The following is an 11,446-nucleotide window of genomic DNA, read 5'->3' on the forward strand; positions in this document are numbered from 1 at the left end:
ATATACAGTAGCAGTCATACGTTAATTAAGCTTTGAAAGTTTTAATAAATCAGCCGCTTGCTGGAGGACAGCAATGCGTGGCGTGACAGCGGGCGATGGTGGTGTTGTCCACCCCGCGAGTGCAAAGGCAACTTTTGCATCGGCTGCGGCTTGGGCGTCAGTCGGCGTATCACCGATGTAAACCGTCGTGTCAGGTTGGCCGCCTAACCGGTTACGTGCTAAGGTAATCGGATCGCCAAAGGGTTTGTTGCGTTTGGCTTCACCGGCGACAACCACTGTTTCAAAATACGGACTAAAGAGATACTTCTTATCTTCTTCGAGGAATTGCGGTTTGTCTTTTGAAGTGACGAGACCAAGCTTATAGTGGCGGCTTAATTGCGTTAGGACTTTTTGCATGTTGGGGAACCAAGTGACATGGTTGAGAAAAGCTTTCGAGTCTTCCCGCCATTCTTCATGCACCACGGGAATTTCTGCTGGACTGAAGCCTAGCTCTTTTAAACTATCGACACCAGCGCGGCCATTGGTCCAAGTCAAGTCCTCAATGGCGATTTCGCGGCCATGGCGGCGTAAAGTTTTTTGAAGCCCGTAAAGGTAACCTTCAACGTTGTCAAGCAAGGTGCCGTCAATATCAAAGATAAACGTATTCATATTCTTCCTCCTATAACGCTTATTATTGTAACAAGTAAGCGATAACAAAGAAAGGCGTAAACATGCGATTTCTACACACAGCCGATTGGCATATTGGCAAAAAACTAAACGATTTTGACTTATTGGAAGATCAGCAGGCGGTGTTTGAACAATTGGTGACCGTTGCCAAGCAGCAGCAAGTCGATGCCATTGTCATTGCCGGCGATTTATATGACCGCGCTTTACCCAGTGAGGCCGCGGTGGCAACGCTTGATCATATGCTGGTAACGCTAAATCGTAAGCTGAATTATCCATTGTTGGTGATTTCCGGCAATCACGACTCGGCCGTCCGTCTACGTACTGGCCGGTCATGGTTTTCCGCAACTAAGATGTACGTCAATACGCAATTAGCCGAGGCATTTACTCCTGTTGAACTTGGTGACACTCAATTTTTCTTGCTACCTTATTTTGAACCGTTTGCTGTCCGTGATTATTTTCAGGATGCAACGATTACCAATGTAGCACAAGCCATTCGCCCGATTGTTGCCAAAATGAAAGCCCAGTTTAAACCCGATATGCGGCATATTTTGGTGAGTCATTTTTTTGCTGCCGGTAGTGATCATAGCGCTTCGGAAACAAAGGTTAACGTCGGCGGATTGGATGCAGTCCCGATTGATGACTTGGCAGCGTTTGACTATGTGGCGTTAGGTCATTTGCATAATCATAATGCGCTGCACGCCGAACCTAAGATTCAGTATAGTGGTGCCTTATTGAAATATGCGGTCGCTGAAGCCAAGCAGGAGAAGGGCGTCTACATTGTCGATACTGACACGATGGCGCGGACGTTTATTCCGTTGACGCCACAACATGACTTGATTGAGTTGAAAGCTAGCTATGCGGAATTGACTGATCCGGATTTTTATCGCCAGCAGGACCGCGATGCTTATATTGGCGTTGATCTAACCGACACGCAGGTGATTCCTAATGTCATGGCCCAGTTGCGGAAGATTTACCCAAGGATTATCAGTCTGCGCCGTGAAAATGGGGTCACCGCCGTAAAACCGTTAAAACAACGGCAGCGCGATCTCGATCCGCTGAGTTTGTTGAAGAATTTTTATGCTGAGATGATGCAAACAGATCTGACAGCGGATCAGCTGAAGTGGGCCAAAGCGGGACTTGGTGAAGCAGAAAGCGGGCAGAAACAGTGAAACTTAAACAATTACACATGCAGTTTTTCGGACCCTATGCAGATGAAACGGTTAATTTTGAAGATTTTCGCACGAGCCCGCTATTCTTAATCAGCGGACCGACTGGCAGCGGGAAAACCACGATTTTTGATGCCTTAGTGTATGCGTTATACGGCGAGACGTCAGGGGAACGCGATGGCATGCAGATGCGGTCCAACTTTGCCAGCCACCATGATCTGACTAAAATTACGTTAACTTTTGATCATGACGGTAAACATTATCGGGTAGTGCGCCAGCCGCAACAGATACAGCAAAAAAAACGTGGTGATGGACTGACTGAGGTCAAAGCAAAGGCCTTATTGGCGATTGCAGATGCTGATAAGCAAGTGGCCGAATATACCAAAAAAAATCAGGTCCAAAGCCAGCTTGATGCAATTTTACATCTTGATGCTAAACAATTTCGGCAAATTGTTTTACTGCCTCAAGGAGACTTTCGGCGTTTTCTAGATGCCGACAGTAATGCCAAAGAAGATTTACTGCGGGATTTATTTGGGACCCAGTTGATTCAACGCTGGCAAACAGCTATGCAAGCACAAACCAAGCAGCAGGGAGCCGCGATTCAGGATCAGGAACGGATGCTGAATTTGCTGACGTCACAGTTCGAATTTGACACGCCGCCATCTGACACCGCAACGATGGCTGACAAATTGGCCTTGATGCATCAGGATGTAACGCAGCAAGCAACAACCGTCACCAACCTGCAAACCATGGCAGACCAACGCCACCAGCGCTATCAGACGGCCCAGACAGCTCTTCAGACCGGTAAGCAGTTGGCACAAGCATTTGAAGACCGAAAACAAACTGCTGCGGCTTTGGCACAACTTGCTGAACAAAAGCAGACGCAGGAAGACCGCCTCAAGTTAATGGAGCGGTTAACCTGGGTTCAAGAACACGAGGCAGCTGAGCAACGGGTACAAAAAGTAGCTCGCGATTTAACTCTAGCCAAGACGCAATTAGTACAAACCCAAACGGCAATAAAAACCACTCAGCAGGCCATGAACCAGGCCCAAACGAAATTAAATGATTTGCAGCAACAAGATTCAGCTATTGAAGCCCAAAAGACGCAACTTGATCAACTGCAATCGGTTAAACAGCAACTCGTTGCAATTGCGGCTCAAGAAAAACAAGTAGCCCAACAAACCGCAGCAGTTGCACAGGCAGAAGCAGCGTCTGTACAGGCGCAAAAAAAATTGGCAGATGATCAGAAAAAACTTGATCAATATCAAACCGAGTTGAACCAACTAGCGGTGTCAGATTTGGCAGATCGAGCAGCTGACCATAAACAATTAGTGGCAGCGCTGAAACCGGTAGCCGCTAATTATCAAGACGCACATGCTGAAGCTGAACAACTTGCCAGCAAGCTAACGGACACAAAGACGTTACTGATTCAGGCGACAAATGCGAGTCAATCTGCCGAGCAACAGTTGAATCAATTACAACAAACTCAGATCCGGCAACAAATTGCCCAATTGGCGGCTAAGTTGACGCCCGGGACCCCTTGCCCGGTTTGCGGCAGTGTCGAGCATCCACACCCGGCTGTAGCCTTGGATGAACCGCTGGTGACTGAGGCTGAGGTGAAACGGGCTACCCAAGCGCGCCAGCAAGCAGCGGCAAAAGAAACGACTATGCAAGCCCAGGTATCCAACCTAGAAGAACAGCACGCTGCCGCTACCAAAAAGGCAGATATAGCAAAGAACAGTTTTTGGGCACAGGTGAGCTCAAGCATAGATGCAGTGAGTCCCCAAGTTGAACAGCCAGATATTTTGAAACAGCTGGCAATACTTGAAGAAAAAGCACAGACTGCAGTTCAAGCGTTATCCGCGGCTCAGATCAGGCAGGATGCATTGAGAAAAGCAATAACAGTTGGTCAAACTGTTGTGAGCGCAGATGATCAGGAAATTCAAGCAACCCAAAGTGCGCTTAATACAGCGAAGATTGAGGCGGCAAAAGCTAACAGTGCACTGACGACCATGAAAGCAAGTTTACCTGCAGGCACGACTGATCTTAAGACAGTAACCGAACAGTCGCATGTCTTGACTGAAGCAATCAAGACTCACCAGGAACAATTAAAAACGGCGCAGCGTCAATTAAGTGAGTTCGATCGCCAGTTAGCAGGCTTACATGCAGATGAACGCCATGCTACTGACCAGATCACGACACTGAAAAAAGAGCACCAGGAAGCAGAAGATGACTTTTTATCTGCAGTAACTGATTATTTTGGTTCGGATGGTGTCGCAAAATTTGCTGCCATGCGCGAGAAATTAGGGCAATTACCACTTTTGCAGCAACAAACGCAGCGTTATAAGGATGACGTTTTAAAGCAGCAGACATTACTGGCAGCCGCTAACAAGACGATTGGCAATCAACCGCAACCTGCCCTTGATCAGCTTGAGGCTCAAGCAAGTGCAGCTGAAGTAGAGGCAACAAAAGCACAAACTGCCTTCATTGAAGCAAAGCAGAAACATGATACGGCCCAAAAATTGCTCAAACAGGCCGCAGATATTTTAGCGGCCAATCAGACTGCTTTGGCCGCCTATGCCGACTTGCAGACACTGACCGCCGTTATGAACGGCAATGGTCCCAAGAAGCTTAGTTTGGAGCGCTACGTTTTACAAGCCTATCTTCAGGAAGTTTTGGATGTTGCCAACACCCGCTTGCAAGTGCTTTCCAATCAGCGCTACCAATTTGTGTTGCACACGGATTTGGGAACTCAAAAGATCCATTCGGGTTTGGAAATCGATGTTTACGATGATCAGGTGGGTGAACGCCGCGCAGTTCAAACACTATCTGGCGGTGAAAGCTTTATTGCTGCGTTGAGCCTTGCATTGGCACTGGGCGAGGTGATTCAGCAAGAAAGTGGCGGCATCAATATCGATGCTTTGTTTGTTGATGAAGGCTTCGGGAGTTTGGATACTAATAGCCTTGATGTGGCAATGAACGCGCTTGAATCGCTAGAAGGCGAGTCGCGATTGATCGGGATTATTTCGCACGTGACGGAATTAAGGGATAATATTCCTGATCAGTTGCAGGTGCAGCCAGCAGGGACAGGACGGAGTCGGATTAGGGTGATGCATATGGCGTCGGCGTAAGATGGCTGATGCCCACTTACACTCCGGTTTCTAAGCGGCCCTGTTCGCGCTCTGAAACGCGTTCGCCAACCCAGAAACCTGCACATAAGGACCTCAGACCCCAATGGCAAAGCCCGGCCATTGGGATCTGAGGCCACTTATGCTCCGGTTTCTAACCGGGTTGGCTCACGCTCTGCAAAATTCTCTGTGTCATTTTTGTGTTTAAGTGGTATAACAGAAGTTGTAAGGGTTATACCTTCTAACTCACACCAAAAAGAGGCGAGATCACATGGCATCATTGAGCAAAGAACAAAAGAAAGCTTTGATCGCTAAGGTCGAAAAGGAGCGCCAAGAACATCCTGAGAAGAAGCCAAAGAAGTCTGGCTTCGAGACGATTGACGAAGAAGCAGAACGCCTTGAAAATGAAAACTAATATCTATTAAGTTATGAGCCGCAAACATATACTTGTTTGTGGTTCTTTTTTGTAAGCGCGAGCCAGCGCGGTTAGAAGTCGGAGTGTAAGTGTCCTTGGGCGTGATGGCCGGTCTTTGGCCATTACGCTCAAGGTCCTTACACGCAGACTTCTGCGCTGGGGAGCGCGTTATAGAAAGTGAGCGTGAGTCAGCCCGGTCAGAAGCCGGAGTGTAAGTGGCCTTAAGCGTGATGGCCGGTCTTTGACCATTGCGCCCAAGGTCCTTACATGCAGGCTTCTGGGCTGGCGAACGCGTTATGCTGGAGGCTGCCTGATTACTTACAACTCTCTGGAATGGCGAAGTTCGTAAATGACGATAGCTATGAAGATTCGAGGTATTGCAGACCATTTTGACATCATCGGTATAGCTGCTATTGACAAGAAAAATAAAGTGAACCATTGCCGCGTTTCCTGTTTTAAAAACTTTTTTTGAAAAAATTTAGCACTTGGCGTTCACAAGTGCTAATTTGTGGTATAACTATAGGTGGAGCGAGGGAGAAGGAACAAGAGCTCCGGAGCTAAGATCGTTCTCCTGAATCCCAGAAGTCTCTGTTTGAAAGGAAGTTATCTGTTATGGCTAATGAAGTTATGAATCGTCGTAATAATGAGTTGATGAATGATGTAAATGATCCGTTCTTTGACAACTTGGCACGTCGGTTCTTCGGCCCGGTATCTGACTGGATGGATTGGGCAACACCTTCCATTGCCAGCACGGCCGTCAACGGATTGCTGACTGACGTTAAGGAGACCAAGGACGCTTACGAAGTTCATGTTGATGTACCTGGGATCAATAAGGACAACATCAAGCTGAACTACCATGATGGTGTCTTGAGCATTAATGTTCACAAGGACGACATCACAGATCACGCCGACAAGAACGGCAACGTCATGATGTCCGAACGCAACTATGGCACGATGAGTCGGAGCTATCAGTTGCCAAACGTTGATGACAGCAACATTAAGGCAAGCTACAAAGATGGTGTTCTGAACATCACATTGCCAAAGTTAACTGAATCTAAGGAGTCTGGTCACAACATTGACATTCAGTAATGTTTATCATAAGGCGGCTCAAGATTCACGAACTGCATTGCAAGCATGATCAGAAGCGGCACCACTGTCGTTGATGGGCAAAACCCAGTAGTAAGCAAAAATCAGTCGATGAGAATTGCAGCAGTTGCAGTGATCATTGAACCGTAAGAAATCAGTCCCATGATGCGTACGATCGTGGGGCTGATTTTTTTGCTCTTTTTGCACCGAGTGAGATTGGCCTTTAACCGATTCGATTTACTTTTCCAAATTATGAAACTCCATGGTAAGCTATTTTCTATGATGACAAATAACAAATTAATGGATTGGCCGCCTGAAAAAATTGCGGCATTTCAGCATGCACTCTTGGATTGGTACGATCACCATGCACGGGCATTGCCGTGGCGTCAAGACCATGACCCTTATCACGTCATGGTCAGCGAGTTGATGTTGCAGCAAACCCAGGTGCAAACCGTCATTCCATACTATAAACGGTTTATGGCGCAGTTTCCGACAGTTGAAGCGTTGGCAGCAGCACCGGAAGCGACGGTGCTAAAAGCTTGGGAAGGGTTGGGCTATTACTCACGCGCCCGCCGCTTGCAACAGGCAGCTAAACAAATCGTGAATGACTATGACGGTAAGTGGCCGAAAACGGCTGCGGAGTTACAGACACTGGCTGGCATTGGGCCGTATACAGCTGGGGCCATCGCTTCCATCAGTTTTGGAGAAGTCGTTCCGGCCATTGATGGGAACGCATTTCGTGTCTTTGCCCGACTGTTTAAAGTGGATGCCGATATTGCGCGCCCGCAAACCCGAAAAGTGTTCGATGACTTGATTCGGCCACTGATGCCCAAGAAGCGGCCGGGTGATTTTAACCAGGCCGTGATGGATCTGGGTTCAAGTTATATGTCTGCCAGTCATCCTGATCCCGCCCATTCACCGGTGCGCGCGTTTGATGCCAGCTTTCGCGATGGCGTTGTGCAGGACTACCCAGTTAAAACCAAAAAGCCGCGGCCGGTCATTCATCGTTATTTTGCGTTGGTGATTCGATCAAAGGCCGGTTACTTGCTTGAACAGCGTCCAGGTAAGGGGATGTTGGCTGATTTGTGGATGTTCCCGTTAATTGATATTGCCGACCTTGAAGCCACTATGGAAAGCGAACAGTTGGATGAAATCAGTGCTCGGTTTGCAGACTTGTCGGGAATGACTTTAACTTTTGCTGATCTCGGTCGTCCTCAGGTGCAACATACCTTCACCCATCAACGCTGGCAATTGACTTTAATCGGAGCGGATGCAGCCGCTGCCGAATTAAAATTTATGCCAGCACGGTGGGTACCGGTTGAAGATTTTGGTAAAATGGCACTTCCGACCGTTCAAAAGAAGCTTAATCGGGCATTGGGATTAACTGAGCCGGGATAATCATCTGGTGTAGCAGTGCAAGACAATTGTTAACTGGTTTGGAAAAAGCGGCGGTATACTGTGGTCATCAATGAAAGCGGAGGTGGTCAGATTGACAGTTAAGGTAACTAAAGACGTCACTTATGGCGATGCACCGTTACAAAAGCTCGACTTCTATGAACCGGATAAGCCAAATGGAGCAGCCGTTCTTGATATTCATGGTGGCGGCTGGTTTCGTGGTGAAAAGCAAAAAGAAAGCGATATGGCTAAACGGTTCGCCGCATTGGGTTATCACGTGGCGGTTCCTAATTATCGGTTGGCACCGGCAGACTTTTTTCCAGCCGCACGTGATGACGTTTTAGCGGCTTTTTCATGGTTGCGCACCCATGCTCAAGTTGAGAATCTGGGTGTCTTCGGGTCGAGTGCCGGTGGATCACTAGCCGTTGATGTCGGGCTGGCTGAAGGTGTACCAACTGTTTCTTGGTCGGGTATTTTCGACATTCAACAGTGGTTTGCGGATCATCCAGCAGTTGTGGCTCAACCCGATACGAAAACGGATTTTGTTAAGACGGCCAGCGCCGAGATTGATCAAGGCGGGCGCAATGATCCATTTTACAAGTGGTTCATTTTGAATTATGTCGATGCAGATGAAACAAAATTTTCCCGGGTTGAGCCGTTTGACCGGTTGACGGCTGATGCAGGGCCGCTGTACTTGGCTAATTCACAGGCGGAAATTATTCCTGTTAGTGGGATTTATCGACTGGCTCAAGCAGCGGCAAAAGTCGGTGTGCCGGTGACTTTGCAGGTAATTCCCGGTGGTCAGCATGCAGAAGGGTACTTGTCGGCAGCGTGGCCGGGGACAGTGGCGTTTTTGGCACAGCATTTAGTGAAGGGATCAATTTGAAAACATTAGTGATTGTCAGTCATCCAGACATTGAAAAAAGTAACACCCAGCAGTTTTTAAAAGCCAGTGCGGCAACCTTGTCGCAGGTAGCGTGGCATCATTTGGATGTTAATCTGCCTTTTGATGTGCCCGCTGAACAACATGCCATTCAAGCTGCTGATCGAATCGTCTTCCAGTTTCCGTTGTACTGGTATATGGCGCCTGCCAGTTTGCATCAATGGCTGACAGAAGTGTGGCTGAAGCAGTTTGTCTATGATGCGCATGGTGGGTTGCTGAGGGGAAAGTCACTGGGATTAGTGGTAAGTTTCAGCCAGCCAGAAGCCGCATATCAGCTGGGTGGTAAGGTGGGCTTTAGCCTCAGTCAATTTTTAACTCCGTATGCGGCGCTTGCAGAAAAAACGGGCCTGGATTTGCTGGCTCCTTTGACGATTTCACAGTTTGCCAATCAAACGGATATGGCTCACCAACAGTTGCTTGTGCGGTACCAGCAATATCTGACCCTAGTTCACCCTGATGATCCTGACGAACAGGCGCAATGGTATATTGATCGCCTGCAAGCCAACCCGGAAACGAGCATGCTGGCGGATCAACTTGCCGCCCAAACCGATGAAATTGACCGGTTGCGGCTGACTTTACATGAATTAAAGGCAGGTGAGTCAGAGTGACGACCGATGAACAATGGCTTATCGAGACGGCCGCCCAGCATCAAAAAGACGCGGCATCGTATGAAAATGCAGCGTTTTTTGCGGCTTTACAGACGTTTGTCGCCAAGCAAGCTGAGCGCCGTGAACAATATGAAGCCGAAATTGATGGGCGCAGTTGGAATCATGAGCAGTGGTAAAGTTCAGTCTGACGACGGAGGGACATTGCAAAACGATATGCTATGCTTTAATTAGCATAAAGTGTTGGAACAACGTGGGATTTAAGCGCGCGGTTCACGCTCACATTAACGCGTTTGCCGGCGCAGCAATCTGCGTGTAAGGACCTGAGTCGCAATGGCCAAAGAGCGGCCATCACGCCTCAGGCCGCTTACACTCCGATTGCTAAGCGCGCCGGCTCACGCTCATATTAACGCGTTCGCCGGCTCACGCTCGGAAAAAAGGGAGTATCAAAAATGCAAGCAATGTTTGATCGTCTTCAACGTTGGTCGTGGTTGCGCGGCCTGCTTATGATTTTGATTGGTGGCTGGATTTTAATTGATCCGCATCAGGTCTACCGAAGCTTTCTGTGGATTGTTGCCGCTGTTCTGATTATTGCCGCTATTCCTAAATTGATTGATGGATTTTCTGCGCACAAAAGTTCTGGAACTTATGGGACATCGCTTTTTGCCGGAGGATTTTACCTCTTGCTGGCGTTGCTGATTCCGGCAATCGTCAAGCCGCTCATGAGTCTGGGACCGTTGATTATCGGGATTATCTTGATGATCTACGGGGTTAATAAGATTATCGGCGCCCGCCAGCAACAGCAATATGTGAATGTTTCACCATGGTCGACGATTATTTATGGTGTGGCCTTGCTTATTATCGGGTTTATCATGGCGATTAACCCATTTAAGACGGTGATGATGGTCTTCGCCTTGTTCGGCGGCGTGCTTGTGGTAATGGGCATTCTGCAACTTTTCACTAAAAAAAGCGATTAAGCTGACCAAACAAAAAGCCACGGACGAATTTATCCATGGCTTTTTATATTCGCATCACAACTTATGGCTAACTCACAATATAAAAAAGCAGGACCCATGTATGCGCGATATCGTCGCAGCATTGGTCCTGCTTTTTTTACGCAATGGTGACAAGGCTACTCAACGAGCTGTTCTGCGGTTAGTCATCGGTTTATTGTTGTGGATACACAATTTGATTAGCCCAATGATTGATGGGACCGTATTTGTGTCCAACCGGAATTGGATGGCCAATTGCCTGATTAGTGAAGCGCTTGGCAATCCGAATGGCGTCTTCAACATCGTTACCTTTGCCGATTTCGGCGGTAATCACTGCCGAAAGTGTATCGCCGGTGCCGTTAACGCGGTCCGTATCGTGATAAGGTTCGCTCAGCCAAAAAGATTTGCCACTTTCCAGCAACACAAAATCCCGAACTTCTTTTTGAGTTGGATCATCATGGGCACCTTTTAATACAACGTTTTTTGCTCCTGATGCCTGTAGCTGATGGGCTGCAGCTTCTGTATCAGCATCAGTGTCGAGTTTCATGCCGGTAAGATGTTCTGCTTCATAGTGATTCGGAGTTACCACGGTTGCTAAGGGAATCAGTTCATTTTTGACGGCATCGTAGGCATCTTGTTCCAGCAGCATCGCGCCGTGCTTCGTGATAATGACCGGGTCGACCACCAGCGCACCGAAGTCATACTGTTGCCAGTTTTTGATAATCGCTTGTACCAATGCCTTATCAGCCAGCATTCCGGTTTTAGCTGCTTTGATTTTCAGGTCAGCAGCCAAGGATTTGAACTGCGCGTCGATGAACGGCAGCGGCATCACCATGCTGTCTTGGATACCATAGGAATTACCGGCAACCGCCGCGGTCAAAACGGTCGCACCGTAAACGCCACGCATGAAGAAACTGTGCAGATCTGCTTGAACGCCGGCACTGCCATCACTGTCAGTACCACCAATTGTCATCACTTGTGGAAATTCGTTAGCCATCATGATCATCTCCTGATAAAAAAGTCTGAGCTCTCATCAGCATGTCCATTCAT

11 protein-coding genes are annotated in these 11,446 nt (G+C 48.0%); 9 read left to right on the forward strand and 2 right to left on the reverse strand.

What is annotated here, in order from left to right:
* Positions 1–21: 21 nt before the first annotated feature.
* Positions 22–648 (reverse strand): HAD family hydrolase, encoded by a 627-nt coding sequence (locus EL173_RS03300; RefSeq protein WP_019728471.1) that lies wholly within the window; start codon positions 646–648, stop codon positions 22–24.
* Between the two features lie 62 nt (positions 649–710).
* Here EL173_RS03300 and EL173_RS03305 point away from each other — a divergent pair, with 62 nt between their 5' ends.
* The 9 genes from EL173_RS03305 to EL173_RS03360 all read left to right on the forward strand — a co-directional run bounded on the left by EL173_RS03305 (position 711) and on the right by EL173_RS03360 (position 10,381).
* A complete protein-coding gene (locus EL173_RS03305) occupies positions 711–1,835 on the forward strand; it encodes an exonuclease SbcCD subunit D (protein ID WP_005691846.1) in 1,125 nt (374 codons plus the stop codon).
* Positions 1,832–4,963: an AAA family ATPase gene (locus EL173_RS03310; protein ID WP_005691848.1), complete on the forward strand. Its 3,132-nt coding sequence runs from the start codon at positions 1,832–1,834 to the stop codon at positions 4,961–4,963. The genes EL173_RS03305 and EL173_RS03310 overlap by 4 nt, the downstream gene beginning before the upstream one ends.
* Before the next feature lie 268 nt (positions 4,964–5,231).
* Complete coding sequence (locus EL173_RS03320) at positions 5,232–5,375, forward strand: hypothetical protein (protein ID WP_005684115.1); 144 nt, start codon at positions 5,232–5,234, stop codon at positions 5,373–5,375.
* 612 nt (positions 5,376–5,987) lie between these two features.
* The gene (locus EL173_RS03330) at positions 5,988–6,464 is read left to right on the forward strand and encodes an Hsp20/alpha crystallin family protein (protein WP_005684114.1); all 477 of its coding nucleotides are present in this window, start codon (positions 5,988–5,990) and stop codon (positions 6,462–6,464) included.
* Positions 6,465–6,743: 279 nt separating this feature from the next.
* Positions 6,744–7,859 (forward strand): A/G-specific adenine glycosylase, encoded by a 1,116-nt coding sequence (gene mutY, locus EL173_RS03335; protein WP_024305800.1) that lies wholly within the window; start codon positions 6,744–6,746, stop codon positions 7,857–7,859.
* A 91-nt stretch (positions 7,860–7,950) separates the two neighbouring features.
* Entirely contained in the window at positions 7,951–8,742 is a 792-nt protein-coding gene (locus tag EL173_RS03340) for an alpha/beta hydrolase (protein ID WP_014571168.1), read from the forward strand.
* A complete protein-coding gene (locus EL173_RS03345; RefSeq protein ID WP_005684108.1) occupies positions 8,739–9,407 on the forward strand; it encodes an NAD(P)H-dependent oxidoreductase in 669 nt (222 codons plus the stop codon). The genes EL173_RS03340 and EL173_RS03345 overlap by 4 nt, the downstream gene beginning before the upstream one ends.
* Positions 9,404–9,583: a hypothetical protein gene (locus tag EL173_RS03350; protein ID WP_005691857.1), complete on the forward strand. Its 180-nt coding sequence runs from the start codon at positions 9,404–9,406 to the stop codon at positions 9,581–9,583. Before EL173_RS03345 ends, EL173_RS03350 begins: the two co-directional genes overlap by 4 nt.
* 273 nt (positions 9,584–9,856) lie before the next feature.
* Positions 9,857–10,381, forward strand: coding sequence for a DUF308 domain-containing protein (locus tag EL173_RS03360; RefSeq protein ID WP_005691858.1), 525 nt, complete (start codon positions 9,857–9,859; stop codon positions 10,379–10,381).
* A 190-nt stretch (positions 10,382–10,571) separates the two neighbouring features.
* Here the strand turns inward: EL173_RS03360 and thiD are convergent, their stop codons facing one another.
* Positions 10,572–11,393: a bifunctional hydroxymethylpyrimidine kinase/phosphomethylpyrimidine kinase gene (gene thiD / locus EL173_RS03365; RefSeq protein ID WP_014571170.1), complete on the reverse strand. Its 822-nt coding sequence runs from the start codon at positions 11,391–11,393 to the stop codon at positions 10,572–10,574.
* Positions 11,394–11,446 lie beyond the last annotated feature (53 nt).

The organism is Lacticaseibacillus rhamnosus (assembly GCF_900636965.1).
Lineage (GTDB): Bacteria > Bacillota > Bacilli > Lactobacillales > Lactobacillaceae > Lacticaseibacillus > Lacticaseibacillus rhamnosus.

Coding starts and splice junctions, on each gene's coding strand:
- EL173_RS03300 (WP_019728471.1), bottom strand. CDS start 648: ATGAATACGTTTATCTTTGATATTGACGGCACCTTGCTTGACAACGTT.
- EL173_RS03305 (WP_005691846.1), top strand. CDS start 711: ATGCGATTTCTACACACAGCCGATTGGCATATTGGCAAAAAACTAAAC.
- EL173_RS03320 (WP_005684115.1), top strand. CDS start 5,232: ATGGCATCATTGAGCAAAGAACAAAAGAAAGCTTTGATCGCTAAGGTC.
- EL173_RS03330 (WP_005684114.1), top strand. CDS start 5,988: ATGGCTAATGAAGTTATGAATCGTCGTAATAATGAGTTGATGAATGAT.
- mutY (WP_024305800.1), top strand. CDS start 6,744: ATGACAAATAACAAATTAATGGATTGGCCGCCTGAAAAAATTGCGGCA.
- EL173_RS03360 (WP_005691858.1), top strand. CDS start 9,857: ATGCAAGCAATGTTTGATCGTCTTCAACGTTGGTCGTGGTTGCGCGGC.
- thiD (WP_014571170.1), bottom strand. CDS start 11,393: ATGGCTAACGAATTTCCACAAGTGATGACAATTGGTGGTACTGACAGT.